The following is a 17,315-nucleotide window of genomic DNA, read 5'->3' on the forward strand; positions in this document are numbered from 1 at the left end:
CCCGAGGCCCGGTCAGCTGACCACGTCCTTGCGGCGGAAGCGCCGGAACGCCACCGCGATCAGGATGGCCGCGTACGTGATCGAGATCGAGGCCCCCTTCGCCATGCCGCTCCAGTCCAGCTCGGGAGCCAGGGCGTCCAGCCAGGCGTTGTTCCAGAACGTGGGCAGGAACTCGCGCAGCACCCCCAGCGCCTCCACGGCCTGCAGGATGGTGCACACGATCCACAGGCCGACCGCCCCGCCCACGGCACCCAGCGGGGAGTCGGTCATGGTCGAGACGAGGAAGGCCACGGCCGCCACCACGAGCTGGCTGACCAGCGCGTACGCGATCACGATGCCGAAGCGCGGCAGCACGTCGAACGCCGGGATGGTCTCACCCGTGCCGGGCACCTGGATGTCGTCCCAGCCGAACGCCAGCGTCCCCGCGAGCAGCGCCATCAGCGGCAGGCAGATCACCGCCGCCGCCGAGTAGCCGAGCGCCACGATCAGCTTCTGCCGCAGCAGCCGGTCGCGCGGGACCGGCGCCGCCAGCAGGTAGCGCAGCGACGACCAGTTGGCCTCGCTGGAGACCGTGTCGCCGCAGAACAGCGCGACCGCCACCACCAGCAGGAAGCTGGCCGACACCGACAGGGCGAAGGCGGCGAAGTTCAGGCCGCTCGCGGTGGCCAGGTCGGAGATGCGCAGCGCCGACTGGCCCTGCGCGTTCGACTGCGGCCCGAACTGGAACGCGATCACGAGGATCCACGGCAGCGCCAGCAGCAGCCCGAACGCGACGATCGTGCGCCTGCGCTTGAACTGCCTGACGATCTCCACCCGCAGCGGCAGCGTGCGGTTCGGCGCGTAGCCGGTCGCGGCGGTCATGCGTTGTCTCCGATGAGGTCGAGGAACACGTCTTCCAGGCGCGGCCCGTGCCCGTTGGACCGGGTGGCCGAGCCGAGCAGCTGCGACACCGGGCCGGTCGAGACCAGCCGTCCGCGCCGCATGACCACGACGTGGCTGCAGGTCTGCTCCACCTCGGCCAGCATGTGGCTGGAGACGATCACGGTACGGCCGTCGCGGGCGTAGCGCTTGAGCACCTCGCGCATCTCGCGGATCTGGGGCGGGTCGAGGCCGTTCGTGGGCTCGTCCAGCACGAGCAGGTCGGGCAGGCCGAGCATGGCCTGGGCGATGGCCAGCCGCTGGCGCATGCCCTGGGAGTAGGTGCGTACGGCCCGGTCGAGCGCCTTGCCCAGGCCCGCGATCTCCAGCGCCTCCTCGAAGTGCGCGTCGGCGGCGGGCCGGCCGGTGGCGGCCCAGTAGAGGGCGATGTTGTCGCGGCCGGACAGGTGCGGCAGGAACCCGGGGCCCTCCACGAACGACCCGAGCCGCGACAGCACGGGGGCGCCGGGGGCCACCGGCTCGCCGAAGATGCGGATCTCGCCGGCGTCCGGCTGGATCAGGCCCATCATCATCCGCATGGTCGTCGTCTTGCCCGCGCCGTTCGGGCCGAGCAGCCCGAGCACCTGGCCCCGTTCGACCCGGAACGACAGGCCGTCCACGGCCAGCTCACCGTTGCGGTACGCCTTCGTCAGCCCGCTGATCTCCAGCGGCACGTCCGCGTCGCCCTCCTGACGGCCCAGCGGCACGTCCGCGTCACCCTTCTGGCCGGCCGTCCGCCCGTTGGCGGCGGCGACAGCCTCGCGGCTCTCCGCGGCCGGTGCCCCGTCGCCGCTCTCCGCGGCCGGCGTCCCGTCGCCGGTCTTCGCGGCCGGTGTCACGGCGACGGCGGCGGCGCGGCGGCGGGAGCGGGACGGGGTGCGGCCGGTGGCCAGCAGGACGCCGGCGACCACCACGGCGGCCAGCGGCATCGCCCACACCCACCACGCGATCCCGGTCGGCGCGGCGGCCAGCGTGCCGACCGTCGGGACGGCGAGCGCGGGGGAGGCCAGCTCCACCTGGTACGCGGCCGGCTGGGCGGGGGTCGCGAACCCCATGTCGGTCGTTGCCACGACCAGGCGCAGCCGGTGACCGACCGCGAAGTTGTGGTCCACGGCGGGCAGGGCGACGGTGGCCTCCGCGCTGCCGGCGCCCTCGGGGATGCTCACCCGGACCGGCGCGACCAGGCCGGCCGGCAGGGCAGGTGGCTGGATGCTGTCCGCCACGTCGTACAGCTTCACGAACAGCGTGGCCTCGCCCTCGCCCGACACCCTGATCCTGACCGCAGGGCTGCCGGTGAGCTGGAGCGGGGCGGTGAGCGGTGCCGACTCGAACGCGGCCGACTGTCCTGGCATGTCGAGCGAGACGCCGCCGGTGTTCTGGCCGGCCAGCAGGCCGCCGATGCCCGGCACGGTGGAGATCGCCGCCGGGGCGCCGCCCGGCGGGTTGACGATGTTCTGCGCGGGGCCGCTCAGCCGGACGTCGGTGGTGCCGGTGCCCGCCAGGCCGGGATACGCGCCGGCCTCCGGGTGCAGCCTGATGCGCTGGCGGGTGCCGGGGTCGCGGCCGCCGTCACGCGTCACCGTGAACGCGCTCACCCGGGGCGCCGAGTCGTCGCCCTTCAGGTAGCGGGCGAACCAGGCCGCCGACTGGTCGAACAGCCAGTCGGCCTCGCCGTTGCCCCCGTCGTGCCCGCCGTCGAACCAGGCCAGGCTCACCGGGGTGCCCCCGGCGGCGATCGCCCTGGCGTTGGCGTCGGCGTGGCCGAGCGGGAACAACGAGTCGCGCTGACCCTGGATGAGCAGGGTCGGGGCCTTGATCTGCCCGGCCACGGTGATCGGGCTGGACTTGCGCAGCAGCTCGACGGCCTCGGGGGTGGCCCGGCCGGTCTCGGCGACCTGCTGGTAGACCGCGCAGATCGCGGGCAGGAAGCGGCCGCACCGCGCCTGCTCGGGCGTCAGCGGCGGGGCGGCCTCGCGCCGGCCCAGCAGTGACGTGGGGTCCAGCGAGACACCCTGGCCGAAGAAGATGCCGGCCCACATGCGCTTGAAGACCCCGCCCACCGGGTCCGAAGGCTCGACGGGGTCGGAGGTCCGGGCGGCGGTGGACGGCGCGGCGGGCTGAGCGGCGTTGGGGAAGAGCGCGTCGGCCAGGTCGGACCAGGTGATCTGGGGGACGATCGCGTCCACCCGCCGGTCGTAGGCGGCGGTCATCAGCGCGATGGCGCCGCCGTACGAGCCGCCCGCGATGCCGACGCGCGGGTCGCCCGAGGCGTCGAGCTGGACCTCAGGACGCCGGGCCAGCCAGTCGATGAGCTGCTTGACGTCCTTGACCTCGTAGTCGGGCGAGTTGAGCGCGATCTGGCCGCCCGAGCTGCCGAATCCGCGCGCCGACCACGTCATGACGGCGTAGCCCTGCTGGGCGAGCCGTACCGCCTGGTCCCGCATGCTCCGCTTGCTGCCGCCGAACCCGTGCGCGAGCAGCACGGCCGGCGCCTTCCCGCCGCCGGGTGGCGCGAAATAGGTCGTGTCGAGCTCGACCTTCTCGTCGTCGGCCGGTCCGTCGACGACGGTTATTGTCTGATCTTGGCCCCGCACCTCGGGAGCCGACGGCCACACGAGCCACGTCGTCACCCCGATGAGGGCGAGCGCCGCTGTCCAAGCGGCCACACGCTTCATGCGGTGAGCCTACTTTCCGCACCTGAGAGATCCCTGAGACGACGATCATGAAGCGCGTCGGCGGGCGGAGTGCGCCGTGGCCACGGTCAGGCTGTCCTCGTAGATGTGGTAGCGGGTGATGCGCCCGTCCTCGACCGTGAGGTGCAGGGCGAACGGGGACGTGTACGCCTCGCCGGTGGCCTCGACCGTCTGGACGATGTCCCCGAGCACGACGGCGTCGTCCCCGTCCACCAGGATGCGCGCCACCGAGGTGCCGTTCAGCTCGGGCACGTGGTACGTGGCCAGCGCGCGGAAGAGCTCCGCTGCGTCGTCGCGGCTCGACCGCGGCCTGATCCACGGCACCGCCGGGTGACCTTCCTCCGGCCAGCTGTACTTCCAGTCGCAGCTCTCGGCGAACAGCCCGGCGGTGCGCTCGGCGTCCCCTTCGCCGATCCGGCGCAGCAGTTCCTGAACGGTGTCGCGAGTCGTCATGATCTGTCCTTCAAGTCCGGTTTCAGTGGTGCCGTCACACACTCTCCTCTCGTTCCCGCGGCACCGCGATTACCTCGGACGTAAGGGCGCCGCCTACCGCGCTCATCCCAGGAGGGCGTAGACCGTGCTCGCCCGCGCCACGACCTCGTCGCCGCCCTCGGCCGTCAGGGTGATCTCGGTGAAGGCCAGCGTCCGGCCCAGCTTGGTGATCCGCACGTCGAGCAGGACGTCCTTGCCCACCACCGGACGCTGGAACGTCGTCGACTGCTGGACCGTGGTCATCGGCACGAACCCGCCCCGCGCCGAGGAGATGGCGACGACGGTCGCGGTGTCGGCCGCCGCCATCATCGCCTGCCCGCTCAGCCCGCCGCCCTCCCTGGCCAGGTCGTCGGACCACGGCAGCCGTACGACGGCGTGGCGCTCGCCCACCTCCTCCACGCGCAGTCCGAGCCGCTGGATCCAGGGGGCGAAGTACTGCCGCAGAATCGCCTCTGCGTTTTCCGGAGTCACGTGACCGTCATCCCCACCGGACGCGCGGACGTTACCGGCGGGGGCGGGGCGAGTTGCCGGGGCGCCGGGGCGGAGCGCATCGTGGGGAGATGAGGTCAGCGGTCGAGGTGTTCCAGCCGTCCACGTACGAGACGGCCGTCCCGTACGACCTGTTCGCCACCCTCAGGGAGGAGTCTCCCGTCTGCTGGATCCCCGAGCCCGCCCTGGGCCCCTGGCGCGAGGGCCCCGGTTACTGGGCGGTGTTCCGGCACGCCGACGTCAAACACGTGCTGCGCGACGCGCATGACTTCTCCTCCCACCTCGGCGCCACCCAGATCCGCGACCCCGACACCCCGGCCGACCTGCGCTTCGTCCAGGCGCAGATGCTGAACATGGACCCGCCGGACCACTCCAGGCTGCGCCGGATCGTGGCGGCGGCGTTCACCCCGAGGGCCGTGCGCGCGCTGGAGCAGGCGATCGCGGCCCGGGCGGCGGCGCTGTTCGAGGCGGGGGAATGCGACTTCGTGGAGGTGGCCGCCGACCTGCCGGTGTGGACGCTGGCCCACGTCATGGGGGTTCCCGCGCAGGACAGGCGGCTGCTGTACGACTGGGCCTCGCGCGTGATCGGCTACCAGGACGACGACTACGCGGGCCTGTCCACGGCCGACGCGCGGGCGCTCACCCCGATCGGCCGGCTCGCCGTCGCGGCCAGGCCCGAGCCGCGTCCCGGGGTCAATCCGCGCTCCAGGGCGGCGCTCAGCGACATGTTCGCCTACGCCCACGCCCTGGCCGAGAGCCCCGTGGACGGCGAGTCGGTCATGTCGGCGATGCTGAAGGGCGGCCTGACCGAGGCCGAGTTCGAGAACATGTTCTTTCTTTTCGCCGTCGCCGGGAACGAGACCCTGCGCAACGGCAGCCCCGGCGGCGTGCTCACGCTGCTCCAGCACCCCGCCGAGCTGGCCCGCCTGCGCGCCGACCCCTCCCTGCTCGGCCCGGCCGTGGAGGAGATGCTCCGGTTCTGGCCGCCGGTCATGCACTTCAGGCGGACCGCCACCCGCGACCTCACCCTCGCGGGACGGCCGATCCGGAAGGGCGACAAGGTGGTCGTCTACCACGCCTCCGCCAACCGCGACCCGTCCGTCTTCGCGGACCCGGACCGGTTCGACGTCGCCCGCACGCCGAACGACCACGTCAGCTTCGGCTTCGGCCCGCATTTCTGCCTCGGCGCCCACCTGGCCCGCGCCCAGTTCCGCTCGGTGCTGCGGGAACTGCTCGCCTGGGACGTCGAGCTGGCCGGCCCGCCCCGCCGGCTCACCTCGAACTTCCAGAACGGGCTCAAGCACCTCCCGGTCCGCCTGCGCCGCCGCTAGCATCGTGATCATGGACGACTATCTGCAGGTCAACCGGGCCAACTGGAACGCGCGCGTCCCCGTTCACGTCGGCAGCGCCTTCTACGACGTCGAGGGCTTCAAGGCGGGCAGGAACGCGCTGCGGCCCTTCGAACTCGACGAGGTGGGCGAGGTCGCCGGCCGCAGCCTGGTCCACCTGCAGTGCCACTTCGGCCTCGACACCCTCTCCTGGGCCAGGGCGGGCGCCGAGGTGACCGGCCTCGACTTCTCCGAGGCCGCCATCGAGCAGGCCGGGCGGATCGCCGCGGAGTGCGGCCTGCCGGCCAGGTTCGTCACCGCCGACGTCTACGACGCGGCGCGGGCGCTGGGCGAGACGTACGACATCGTCTACACCGGCATCGGCGCCCTGGTCTGGCTGCCCGACCTCACCCGCTGGGCACGCACGGTCAGGGAACTGCTCAGGCCGGGCGGGTTCCTGTACGTCGCCGAGTTCCACCCGTTCGTGGACGTCCTCGACGACGAGAGCGGCACCAAGGTCACCGAGGACTACTTCGACCGCGGCCCCCACGTCTGGGAGTACCCCCACACCTACACCGGCCCCGAGATCCTGGAGCACCAGACCACCGTGCAGTTCCGGCACGGCCTCGGCGAGATCGTCAGCGCGGTCGCGGCGGCCGGGCTGCGGGTGGAGTTCCTGCACGAGCACGACCACACCCTGTTCCGCCGCTTCGGCACCCTGGTCGGGGACGGGGACGACTACCGCCGTCCGGCGGGCGAGCCGAGGACGCCGCTCATGTTCTCCCTGCGGGCGTCGCTGCCCGCCGACGCCAGGTCGTAGCCCGCCGAACGAAGATCACGAAACAGGTCGAACGACTCATCGTGGGCCAGTGCGACCGATGACCGTAAGATTCAGTCCCGTGAAGTCTCCAGCATCGTTCAAGAGGGCCGCCGAGTGGGCCCTGCCCTACTGGACTCGCGGCGAAGCGGGCCGCGAGACGCCGCATGACCTGTTCAGGGTTCTCTACTACGGGTGGCTGGTGGCGTTCACGCTCAAGGTGCTCGGCTCGGCGTGGGACGTCTCGTGGCACTTCAGGTGGCTGCGCGACGACCTCGCCCCGCCCCACCTGCTCAACTCCGCCGGCACGGCCCTGGTCGTCGCCCTCGTCATGATCCACGGCTACACCGGTTACGGCGTCGACAAGGCCGCGCTCAGGCTCATCCAGTGGGGCACCGGGATCTTCCTCGTCGCGGTGCCGCTCGACCTGATCAACCACCGCGTCAACGGGCTCGACATCACCTCGTGGAGCCCGTCCCACATCATGCTCTACGCCGGCACGTTCTTCATGATCGCCGGCGTGCTCCGGGGCTGGTTCATGGGCGCGCCCCCCGGGCGTGAGCGGACGGTCGTGCTCGGCGCGTTCTTCGCGTTCTTCCTGGAGAACGTGCACTTCCCCGAGCAGCACCAGGAATACGGCATCCTGTCGCTCGGCGCCTGGGACAACGGGGTCGTCTACGCCGAGAAGATCCTGCTCCAGTTCGCCGCCGACCAGATGGGGCGGCCGGTGGACCGGACGATGGTCACCGGGTTCACGCTGCCCGTGCCCGACTACCTCTATCCGGTCTACGCCGTGGTCGCCGGGCTGTCGGTGCTGGTGGCGGCCAGGATGCTGATCGGCAGGTTCGGCGCCGCCACCCTCGTCGCGGCGAGCTACGTGGGGTTCAGGACGCTGATCTGGCCGATGCTCACCTACACCGGCTTCCCGCCGTCGGCGCTGCCGTTCTTCCTGGTCGTGGGCGCGCTGCTGGTGGACCTCGCGTTCCTGGTGCGGATCCCCGCCGTACGCGCGGTGCTCGGCACGGCCGTCGTCACGGCGGGCGCGTACGGGGCGCTGACGGCCCAGAACGCGGTCATGGGCCCGGTGTACGGCGCGCTCAAGGGCCAGCGGGAGCTGATGGGCTCGCCGCCGCTGGTGCTGGTGTCGGCCGGGTGGGCCGGGCTCGGGCTGCTGGTCGCCTGGGTGGCCATCGAGTGGTTCGCTCGTGGGCGCAGGCCCCGGGAGGTGCCCGCGCCGCCACCGGCGACGACGCCCACGGTCACCGCGCCCGCGACCCCCTGAACGGCCGCCCCTGTCGCGGTCGGCGGATGCGGCCCGAGGCCGGTTCCGCCGGCCGCCCTGGTTCCAGGCGATCGAGTCTCTAGGCGATCGAGGCCCGGGTGATCGCCACCGCCACCCCGTACGCCAGCCCCATGATTCCCACCTCGGCCGCCGCCCACCCGACCAGGGCGGTGGCCCGGCCCTGGCGTACGGCGGGCATCAGCCGGAAGCGGATGTTGGCGGCCAGCGGCACCAGCAGCGCCACGAGCGCCGTCTTGGTCACGACCAGCAGCCCGTAGTGACTGGTCACGATGGCCTCGGGCAGGACCACGCCGGGGGTGAGCGCCATCGTGCCCAGCCCCGTGACCAGCCCGGACAGCGCCACCAGCAGCAGGCAGACGGTCGCCATCCGGGAGAACTTCGGCAGCACGGCGGCCAGCAGGTCGCGGTGCGGGGCCAGGAAGACGACCGTGGCCGCCAGCCCGCCGGTCCACGCCGCCGCCCCCATGACGTGGATCTCCATCGAGATCATGATGGGGTCGTGCCAGACCGAGTTCACCGCGTGCCCGGTGACCGGGATCGGCAGCAGCCCGAACAGCGCCACGATCACCCGCAGCTCGGCCGGCACCTTCTCGCCGAACCGCACCGCCATCAGCCCGATGCCGGCCGCCGCCAGCGCGCACGCCGCGCTGAACAGCAGCCCCTGGCCGGTGCCGACGCTCTGCACGTAATCGGCGATCATCCCGAACGTGGGCACGGCGCCGGGGTTGAGCTCGGCGGTCTGGAAGACGATCGTGACCAGCGCGCAGATCGCCCACGCCCACGCGGCCATCACGGCCAGCGGGCGCACCTTGAGCAGGACCGGCTCCGAGCGCTCAGGGTTCCTGAAGCCGAGCAGCTTGGGCAGCAGGCTGAGCCCGACCAGCGCCACGGCGGCCACGTCGAGCAGCGCGCGGATGATCGGCAGGCCGACCGAGACGACGGGGCCCGGCATGGGGATGCCGGGGACGGCCTGCTGAGCGGTGAGCGAGCTGGCCGCCACGGCCGCGACGACCGCGCACACGCCGAACGCGCCCGCCACCAGCCGCCCGCCGATCCGCTGCTCGGCCACGGGGGGAGCGGCGACGGTGGTCACGAGCGCGTCTCTTCAGCGCGCGGGGGGCCCGAGCGGCGCAGGGCGACGGCGGTGCCCGCGGCGAGCACCAGCAGGGCCCCCACGATCCACACCACGGCCATCCCCGCCCCGCCGTTGGCCGCCGCCTCGGCGGCCGCGGCGCTGTCGGCCGGCGCCGTCTGGCCGGCGGGGGCGGTCTGGCCGGCGGGGGCGCCCGAGGCGCCGGCGGCCAGGGTGAAGCTGATCTTCCCGGTGACGGGGTGCCCGTCGGCCGACAGGATCCGGTAGCCCACCGTGTACGACCCTCCGGCCGGCAGCGGCCGCACCTTCACCGAGACCCGCTCGGCCGCGACCTCGGCGCTCCCGTCGGCCCACGAGGACCCGTCGGCCCCGGTCACGCCCACCTGCGCGTATCCCTGCCGTACCGCCTGGTCGAAGACCAGGGTGACCCGTTCGGGCGAGGCCGCCAGCGTGGACCCGTCGCGCGGGTCGCTGGAGATGAGCACGTTGTGCGCCTGGGCCGGGGCGCCGGCCACGCCCACGGCGGCGAAGGCGAGCAGCAGGACCGTGAGTAGCCGCCTCACAGATGAAACCTTCCATCGGACAATTCGCGAACCCGTATATGGTCCCATCCATGGAGGACCTGTTCGGCGGCGCGGCTCCCTACTACGCGAAATACCGCTCCGGGCACGGCGACCCGGCGATCGAGCACCTGGCCATGACGTTCGGCGCCGGGGCGACGGCGCTGGACCTGGGCTGCGGGCCCGGCACGGTGGCCATCCCGCTGGCCCGGCGCGTCCGCGAGGTGCTGGCCGTCGACCCGGACGCCGAGATGCTCGCCGAGGGCCGGCGCCTGGCCGCGCGGGCGGAGAACATCCGCTGGCTGCGGGGCGACTCGACCACGATCGACCGGCTGCCCCCGTTCGACCACGTGGTCATGGGACGGTCGTTCCACTGGATGGACCGGCGCGCGGTGCTGGCGGAGCTGGACCGGCTGCTGCCCCCTGGCGGCGTGGTGGCGCTGGTCGGCCCCACCCGCGCGGGCGAGGAGCAGCCGTGGGAGCCGGCCATGCGGCGGGTGCGCGACGCGTTCGGCGTCAACACCTTCACCGCGAGCAACTCCTACCAGGCCACCGGCGAGCACCATGACGACGTGCTGGCCCGCTCGCCGTTCAGCGACCTCGACCGGGCCCACTACGAGGTGCGGATCGGCTACGACCTGGAGGCGGTGATCGGCCTGCAGCTGTCCTACTCCTACACCGCCCCGGCCCGCCTCGGCGACCGGCTGGACGCCTTCAGGGAGGCGGCCAGGCGGGCGCTGCTCGCGTCGTGCCCGGCGGGCAGGTGGGAGCTGGTGACGGTCACCGAGGTGCTGGTCGCCCGCCGCGCTTCGGGGCCTCCCAGATCCCCATGACCCGCCAGACGCGCCGGGTCACCGCGTTGATCAGCCCGATCTCGGCGCACAGCTCGCGCGTCTTGCCGATCGAGTCGCGGATGTCCTGCCGGGCGCCGGGATCGCGGAGATAGACCTCGGCCACGACGCTCGCCGGGATCCTGAAGCGCCGGATCATCGCTCCCGGCGGGGCCAGCATGATGCGGGCCATGACGCCGAGGATGACCGGCGAGACGAGGCCGAGCAGGAGCCGCCGGTGCGCGGGCATCCTGGGGACGCGGTTGCGCAGGTAGTGCCGGGCGAAGGAGATGTGCCTGGCCTCCTCCGCGATGTGGATGCGCATGATCGTCTCTTCCAGCGGGTGGTGCGCCCGGCCGTCCTTGAGTACCCGGCGCTGGACGTGGTCGATCGGGTCCTCGCCGCCCAGCACGAAGACGAAGAACAGCTCGGTCGAGATGAGCGGGATCCAGGGCGCGACCTGGGCGATCACGGACAGCGGTCGCGGCATGCCGCGGATCGGCATCCCGGTACGGTTCACGAACTCCTGGAACATCATCCCGTGATGTCCCTCTTCGATGGTCTCGTGGTAGACGTACCGGAACTCGGGGGATCCGTTCGGTAAGCGGTAGGCGTAGTTGAGCAGCCCGCGCTTGAGCAGGTTCTCGAACTGCAGCCCGATCTTCATCGCCGTGGCCACCCGCCACAGCCCGATCCGCGCGCGCTCCTCGGGGGAGCGGCCCCGGTACCACGGATGGCCGCCCAGCCGGTCGACCTCGGGCAGCTCCCAGCGCGGATCCTCCGGGTCCACCAGGAACTCCGGGTCGTCCCAGGGGATGTCCCGGTACGGCTCCCAGTGCTTGTCGACCGACGCCTTCGAGAGGCGTTCGATGACCGCTCGGTAGGCGCTTCCGCTCGCGACCTGCTCGTCGCGTTCCCTGGCGGTGGTAGAGCTCGGTGCCTTCGTCATCGCGTGCACTCCTCTCCTCGCCCGCTAATTGTACGGAGAATCCAATAAGGCGGGAAAGGGGAGGATCACAGCTTTCCGAGTCACAGTTTTTCTTGGGGAACCCCCAGTTCGATCGCCGCCGCCGTACGGATCAGCACGTTGACCCGGCGTCGTGACAACACCTTGGGATGGGTGTGCGTCTGGACAGCCAGCCCGTCGATCAGTGCGAAGAGCCGCCACGTCGTCCCGTCGGGGTCCGGGCAGGCGAACTCGCCGCCCGCCACGCCGGCCTCGATGATCGAGCGCATGAGCGTGCGCCCCCTGGCGTCGATGCGCCGCGAGGTCTCTTCGAGCTCCGTGCTGCGCATGGCCTCGGACCAGGCGTCGATCCACAACCGCCAGCCCTCGGTGGGGATCGCGGGCGAGCAGAGCCGCAGCAGCGAGCGCAGGCGGTCGAGGGGCGTGCCCGTCGAACGTTCCACGTCGGCCAGGGCGTCGAGATGCAGGCGGGCCGCGTACGCGAAGGCCTGGGCGAGCAGCCGTTCCTTGGTCTCGAAGTGGTAGAAGAGCAGCGCCTGGCTGACGCCGGCCGCCCTGGCGATGTCCAGGGTCCTGGCGTGCCCGAATCCCCGCTCCGCGATCACCTCGCAGGCCGTCTTCAGTAGATCCTCGCGCCGTAATCGGCTGAAACCTGTTGTCACAGCGAGTAACTCTAACTTCTGATCACTAGTATTTATAGGACAAACCGGGCGTCAGTGTCTCTGGCCTGAGATATCCCGGTACGGTACGGCGGCCTCATTCGCCGACAGTCATGTTGATCATGGTAACCGGTAAGGACCGAACGTCCTTCGGCGGGGGGTCACAAAAGCGGCTCAGTCGCCTATTTCGCCACGCATGTGATGAAACGGGCGGCCCTTCAGGGCGTGGCCGGGCGAGCCGCGCGGGAAAGACCTCCAGAGCAATGCTCTATGCGGGCCAGGGCGACCTGACTAGAGTAAGTGAGCACTGATGCCGAGGAGTCGATGTGAACCTTGCTGATTATCGGCGTGCGGCCGGAGCCTGGCTGCGGGACAACGCTCCATCCGACGACCATCCGGAGGCCGACGGGATCGCCCGCGCCAAGGACTTCATGGCCAAGCTCTACGACGCCGGCTACTCCGGCATCACCTGGCCGGAGCGGTGGGGCGGTCAGGGGCTGACCCAGGCCGAGGAACGCGCCTTCGCCGAGGCGGCCCGCGACTACACCCTGCCCACCTACGTCTTCATGATCGGCCTGGGCATGACCGGGCCCACGCTCGTCGACCGGGGCACCGACGCCCAGCGCGAGCGGTTCGTCCGGCCGCTGCTGCGCGGCGAGGAGATCTGGTGCCAGCTCTTCTCCGAGCCGGGCGCCGGCAGCGACGTGGCCAGCCTGCAGACCAGGGCCGAGCGCGACGGCGACCACTGGATCGTCAACGGCCAGAAGGTGTGGACCTCCGTCGCACACCACGCCGACTGGGGGCTGCTCCTCGCCCGCACCGACGTGGACGTGCCCAAGCACAAGGGCCTGACCATGTTCGTGGTGGACATGCACCACCCCGGCGTGACGGTCAGGCCGCTGAAGGACATGTCCGGCAGGGCCAACTTCAACGAGATCTTCTTCGACAACGTCCCCGTTCCCGACGAGCACCGCGTCGGCGAGGTCAACGACGGCTGGAGCGTGGCCGTCACGACGCTCCTGCACGAGCGGCTGTCGATCTCGGCGGGCGTCGGCATGGGCGGGCAGAAGGACAACCCCGCCTCCGTCGAGGCGCTGCGCCGGGTCGTCGACACCGACGACCCGCTGGTCCGCGACGAACTCGTCGAGCTGCACATCCGCACCCGCGCGCTGGCGCTGTTCAACCAGCGGCTGGCCCAGGAGACCAGGGCCGGGATCTTCCCCGGCGCCCGGGGCAGCGCCGCCAAGCTGCTGCTGGCCGAGCTGACCCAGTTCGAGGCCGACCTCGCCACCCGGCTCGTCGGGCCCGAGGCGATGCTGGCCGGCCATCCCCTCGCCCGCGCGATCTCGACGGCCCCCGGCATGGCGCTGGGCGGCGGCACCAACGAGATCATGCGCAACATCGTCGGCGACCGCGTGCTCGGCCTGCCGCCCGAGCCCCGGGTGGACAAGACGGTGCCGTTCAAGGACCTGAAGGTGGGGACGCAGGCGTGAAGCTCGTACTCAGCGAGGAACAGCGCGAACTGCGCGAGGCCGTACGCGGCTTCCTGCGCGCCGCCTCGCCCCTGCCCAAGGTCCGCGACGGCTACGACCCGCAGGTGTACGCGCGCCTCAACGGCGAGCTGGGCCTGTCCGGCCTGATCGTCCCCGAGGAGTACGGCGGCGCCGGAGCCGGCCTGTCCGAGCTGGCCGTCGTGCTGGAGGAGACCGGCGCGGCCCTGCTGCCCGGCCCCTTCCTGGCCACCGCGTTCACCGCACTCGCGCTGACCGGGACCCCCGACAAGGAGCTGCTGACCGGCATCGCCGAGGGCCGCGTCGCCGCCACGCTCGACCAGGGCGAGCTCTCCTTCGACGGCTCGGCCGCGAGCGGCACCCTGCCGCGCGTGCTCACCGGCATGGAGGCCGACGTGCTCGTGGCGCCCGCCCCCAGCGGCGACGGCGGCGGCGACGGCGGTGGCGACGGGGGCGGGAAGGTCCTGCTGGCCGTCGAGCTGGCCGGGCCCGGCGTGCGCAGGACCGCGCTGGAGCCGCTCGACCTCACCCGCGGCCTGGCCGAGGTGGTGCTGGAGGGCGCGCCCGCGCGCGTGCTCGGGCCGGCCCCGAAGACCGGCGTCGGCGACCGGCTGTGCGTGGCGCTGGCCGCCGAGCAGCTCGGCGTGATGCGGGCGGCGCTGGAGTCGATCGTGGCCTACGCCAAGGTCCGCGTGGCCTTCGGCCGCTACATCGGCTCCTACCAGGGGGTCAAGCACAAGCTCGCCGACATGCACGGCAAGCTCGAACAGGCCGAGTCCATCGTCCGCTACGCCGCCTGGGCCGCCGACGAGTCGCCCGGCGAGCTGCCCGAGGCCGCCGCGCTCGCGCAGGCGTACGTCGGCCGCGCCTGCTTCGAGGTGGCCCGCGACCACCTGCTGCTGCACGGCGGCATCGGCTATACCTGGGAACACGACGCGCACCTGTTCTACAAAAGGGCCAAGGCGGACGAGGTGCTGCTGGGCCCCCCGAGGATCCACCGTGCCAGACTCGCGCACCTGCTGGAGCTGTAAATGGACGTCAGCGACCTCCCCGGCTTCTACGCCATCGCCGCCGCCGATCCCGGCCGCCGCGCCGTGATCGACACCGACGGCTCGGAGACCTCCTACGGCGACCTGCTCGCCCGGGTCAACCAGGTGTCGCACGGCCTGCGGGCGCGCGGGCTCGGCACCGGTGACGTCGTCGCGGGCGTGCTGCCCAACGGGGTCGACGCCCTCGTCCTGGTCATGGCCACCGGGCAGATCGGGCTCTACTACGTGCCGATCAACTGGCACCTGACCGCCGCCGAGGTGGCGTACATCCTGGGCGACTGCGACGCCAAGGTGGTCGTCACCAGCGCCGAGCACGCCGTGCCGGGCGGTGAGATCGGGACGGACGGCCTGGCCGCGGGGCAGCCGGCGAGCGCGCCCGCCGACCGCACCGCCGGAGCCGTCATGTGGTACACCTCCGGCACCACCGGCTTCCCCAAGGGCGTCCAGCGCCCGCTGGCCGGCGCCGAGCCGGAGCAGCTCGTGCCGCTCTACACGTGGTTCTTCGGGCAGGTCGTGGACCTCAAGGCGGGCGACGAGGTGCACCTGGTCACCTCGCCGATGTACCACTCCGCGCCGTGCGCGCACGCCCAGTTCGCGCTGCACCTCGGCCACACCGTGGTGATCACGCCCAGGTTCGACCCGGTGAACATCCTGGAGCTGGTCGAACGGTACCGGGTGTCCAACGCGATGATGGTGCCGACCATGTTCCACCGGATGCTGCAGCTGCCCGAGGACGTCAGGGGCAAGTTCGACGTGTCGAGCCTGCGCCAGGTCATCCACACCGCCGCCGCCTGCCCGGTCGCGGTCAAGCAGCAGATCATGGACTGGTGGGGGCCGGTCCTGTACGAGTACTACGGCTCCACCGAGTCCACCATCGCCTTCGCCGTCAAGCCGGACGAATGGCTGGCCAGGCCCGGCACCGTGGGCCGGCCCGCGCCCACGTTCGAGGCCAGGATCCTCGACGAGGCCGGCCAGGAGCTGCCGCCCGGCGAGCCCGGCCTGATCTACGTCAAGTCCAGCATGGGCACCTTCGAGTACCGCAAGGACCCTGGCAAGACCGCCGCCAGCATGCGTGGCGAGTGGTACGCGCCCGGCGACATCGGCTACCTCGACGCCGACGGATACCTGTTCCTGTGCGACCGGCGCACCGACCTCATCGTCTCCGGCGGGGTGAACATCTACCCCGCCGAGATCGAGGCCGCCCTGCTCGAACATCCCGCCGTCGCCGACGTGGCCGTCATCGGGGTGCCCGACGAGGAGTGGGGCCACAACGTGGTCGCGCTCGTGCAGCCCGCCCCCGGCCACCCGCCGGGCCCCGAGCTGACCACCGAGCTGCTGGAGCACTGCGGGCCGCGCATCGCCAGGTTCAAGCAGCCGAAGCTGATCGCCTACCGCGAGAGACTGCCGCGCACGCCGACCGGCAAGCTGTCGCGCTCGAAGGTCCGCGCCGACTACCTGGCGGACCCGTCGGCCGAGAACACCAGCTCCTCGCTGTAACGGCCGCCGTCGCCCAGGTAGAAGCGGGCCGACAGGGTACGGGCGGCGGTGTCGAAGACCGTCGTCCACAACGTGCGGAACGGCAGGTCGCCGGTCTCCGGCTGGCGGACCGCGTCCATGCCGTCCCGCACGTCCGCGGCCGTCATCCCGCTCCTGGCGCGGTCGTACAGGGTGCGCAGGCGTCCGAACGTGCCGAAGCTGTGCGGGCCGTCCGCGGGCAGCCTGGCCGGGTCCGGATGGCGGTGCAGCAGGTGGTTGGTGACGCAGAGCGGGGCGTCGCCGAGGTCGATGACGTGCTCACTGCCGTCCGTGCCCCGCTCCCACACGAACGCCTGCCCGTACGCGTCGGCCACCAGGTAGTGCAGCGCCACGCCGAAGTCGTAGTGCTTGGCGCCCAGCAGCGCCTGCTTGGCCTGGTCGGCGTTCGCGCAGGTGTCGACGAGGAACCTGGGCAGCTGCACACTCGCCAGGCCCACCTGCGGCGTGGCCGGGCCCTTCGGCGGTTCCGCGTGCTCGAAGTCGGCGACCAGCAGCATGACCGCCAGGCCCGCCGCGTTGATGCCGTCCATGCAGCCGTCGAGCTCGTTCATGGTGAGCACGACCGAGGCGAGCCCCTCGTCGGGCAGTGTCGTGATCACGTACGGGCGCGACGCCATGGGCAGCTCGCCAGGCCCCGGGGTGCCGCCCATGATCTCGCTGGTCGTCGTCGGGAAGAAGTCGTAATTGCGCCCTGCCCTGCCGTGCCCGTCGGCGGCGGCCGACGGCGGGATCCACATCGCCGAGCAGCCGGAGCCCTCGGGGACCAAGGCGAGCGCGTCCAGGGCCAGCTCGTCCTGGTCGGGATCGAGGCCGAGCGCCGCCGCCGCGCCGTCCATGCGCGCGTGGTGCTGTGGCCAGTGCCGCTCGAACCAGGTCCTGCGTGCCCGGCCCACGACCGGGTCGATCGGCGTGGGCGCCCAGCCGAGCCGCCTGGCCTCCTCGGCCAGCGCCCGGCCGATCTCGACCTGGCCGCCGGCCAGCGTCAGGTGGCGGACCAGCTGGAAGTCGTTCTTGCCGCCCGCGACATGTGTCAAATTCTTCATGCCGCCGACCCTGCCGGACCCCGCTGA

Annotated in this window: 16 protein-coding genes; 7 read left to right on the forward strand and 9 right to left on the reverse strand. The window is 72.0% G+C overall.

What is annotated here, in order from left to right; genetic code table 11:
• Window positions 1–12: 12 nt before the first annotated feature.
• From OIE67_RS07140 to OIE67_RS07155, 4 genes are all read right to left on the reverse strand, one after another.
• On the reverse strand, window positions 13–861 hold the full coding sequence (locus OIE67_RS07140; RefSeq protein ID WP_106233986.1) for an ABC transporter permease: 849 nt from the start codon (window positions 859–861) through the stop codon (window positions 13–15).
• Window positions 858–3,593, reverse strand: a complete 2,736-nt coding sequence (locus tag OIE67_RS07145) for an alpha/beta fold hydrolase (RefSeq protein ID WP_326637827.1) — start codon at window positions 3,591–3,593, stop codon at window positions 858–860. The genes OIE67_RS07140 and OIE67_RS07145 overlap by 4 nt, the downstream gene beginning before the upstream one ends.
• Window positions 3,594–3,638: 45 nt before the next feature.
• A complete protein-coding gene (locus OIE67_RS07150; protein ID WP_326637829.1) occupies window positions 3,639–4,064 on the reverse strand; it encodes a nuclear transport factor 2 family protein in 426 nt (141 codons plus the stop codon).
• A gap of 102 nt (window positions 4,065–4,166) precedes the next feature.
• Window positions 4,167–4,574 carry a PaaI family thioesterase gene (locus tag OIE67_RS07155; RefSeq protein ID WP_326637831.1) on the reverse strand — a complete coding sequence of 136 codons (408 nt, stop codon included), beginning with the start codon at window positions 4,572–4,574 and terminating at the stop codon, window positions 4,167–4,169.
• Between the two features lie 89 nt (window positions 4,575–4,663).
• Here OIE67_RS07155 and OIE67_RS07160 point away from each other — a divergent pair, with 89 nt between their 5' ends.
• From OIE67_RS07160 to OIE67_RS07170, 3 genes are all read left to right on the forward strand, one after another.
• Window positions 4,664–5,923, forward strand: coding sequence for a cytochrome P450 (locus tag OIE67_RS07160; RefSeq protein ID WP_326637833.1), 1,260 nt, complete (start codon window positions 4,664–4,666; stop codon window positions 5,921–5,923).
• 10 nt (window positions 5,924–5,933) lie between these two features.
• On the forward strand, window positions 5,934–6,740 hold the full coding sequence (locus OIE67_RS07165; RefSeq protein ID WP_326637835.1) for a class I SAM-dependent methyltransferase: 807 nt from the start codon (window positions 5,934–5,936) through the stop codon (window positions 6,738–6,740).
• Window positions 6,741–6,819: 79 nt separating this feature from the next.
• Window positions 6,820–8,019 (forward strand): hypothetical protein, encoded by a 1,200-nt coding sequence (locus OIE67_RS07170; RefSeq protein WP_326637837.1) that lies wholly within the window; start codon window positions 6,820–6,822, stop codon window positions 8,017–8,019.
• A gap of 79 nt (window positions 8,020–8,098) precedes the next feature.
• On the opposite strand, the gene OIE67_RS07175 is transcribed toward OIE67_RS07170, so the two are convergent.
• Together OIE67_RS07175 and OIE67_RS07180 are read right to left on the reverse strand one after the other, a co-directional pair.
• Entirely contained in the window at window positions 8,099–9,133 is a 1,035-nt protein-coding gene (locus OIE67_RS07175; protein WP_326637839.1) for a copper resistance D family protein, read from the reverse strand.
• Complete coding sequence (locus tag OIE67_RS07180; protein ID WP_326637841.1) at window positions 9,130–9,696, reverse strand: copper resistance CopC family protein; 567 nt, start codon at window positions 9,694–9,696, stop codon at window positions 9,130–9,132. Before OIE67_RS07180 ends, OIE67_RS07175 begins: the two co-directional genes overlap by 4 nt.
• Window positions 9,697–9,746: 50 nt before the next feature.
• Here OIE67_RS07180 and OIE67_RS07185 point away from each other — a divergent pair, with 50 nt between their 5' ends.
• Window positions 9,747–10,526: a class I SAM-dependent methyltransferase gene (locus OIE67_RS07185; protein ID WP_326637843.1), complete on the forward strand. Its 780-nt coding sequence runs from the start codon at window positions 9,747–9,749 to the stop codon at window positions 10,524–10,526.
• On the opposite strand, the gene OIE67_RS07190 is transcribed toward OIE67_RS07185, so the two are convergent.
• Together OIE67_RS07190 and OIE67_RS07195 are read right to left on the reverse strand one after the other, a co-directional pair.
• Complete coding sequence (locus OIE67_RS07190) at window positions 10,474–11,472, reverse strand: AurF N-oxygenase family protein (RefSeq protein WP_326637845.1); 999 nt, start codon at window positions 11,470–11,472, stop codon at window positions 10,474–10,476. The two genes, OIE67_RS07185 and OIE67_RS07190, sit on opposite strands and share 53 nt — an antisense overlap.
• 80 nt (window positions 11,473–11,552) lie before the next feature.
• Complete coding sequence (locus tag OIE67_RS07195) at window positions 11,553–12,152, reverse strand: TetR/AcrR family transcriptional regulator (RefSeq protein ID WP_106234003.1); 600 nt, start codon at window positions 12,150–12,152, stop codon at window positions 11,553–11,555.
• A gap of 323 nt (window positions 12,153–12,475) precedes the next feature.
• Here OIE67_RS07195 and OIE67_RS07200 point away from each other — a divergent pair, with 323 nt between their 5' ends.
• The 3 genes from OIE67_RS07200 to OIE67_RS07210 are packed head-to-tail and all read left to right on the forward strand — an operon-like array spanning window position 12,476 to window position 16,206.
• On the forward strand, window positions 12,476–13,642 hold the full coding sequence (locus OIE67_RS07200) for an acyl-CoA dehydrogenase family protein (RefSeq protein ID WP_326637848.1): 1,167 nt from the start codon (window positions 12,476–12,478) through the stop codon (window positions 13,640–13,642).
• Window positions 13,639–14,691, forward strand: a complete 1,053-nt coding sequence (locus tag OIE67_RS07205) for an acyl-CoA dehydrogenase family protein (RefSeq protein ID WP_326637850.1) — start codon at window positions 13,639–13,641, stop codon at window positions 14,689–14,691. The genes OIE67_RS07200 and OIE67_RS07205 overlap by 4 nt, the downstream gene beginning before the upstream one ends.
• Window positions 14,692–16,206 (forward strand): AMP-binding protein, encoded by a 1,515-nt coding sequence (locus OIE67_RS07210; protein WP_326637852.1) that lies wholly within the window; start codon window positions 14,692–14,694, stop codon window positions 16,204–16,206.
• Here the strand turns inward: OIE67_RS07210 and OIE67_RS07215 are convergent.
• Window positions 16,161–17,288, reverse strand: coding sequence for a C45 family autoproteolytic acyltransferase/hydolase (locus tag OIE67_RS07215; protein ID WP_326637854.1), 1,128 nt, complete (start codon window positions 17,286–17,288; stop codon window positions 16,161–16,163). The two genes, OIE67_RS07210 and OIE67_RS07215, sit on opposite strands and share 46 nt — an antisense overlap.
• Window positions 17,289–17,315: the final 27 nt, after the last annotated feature.

Source organism: Nonomuraea fuscirosea, assembly GCF_035917475.1.
GTDB lineage: Bacteria > Actinomycetota > Actinomycetes > Streptosporangiales > Streptosporangiaceae > Nonomuraea > Nonomuraea fuscirosea.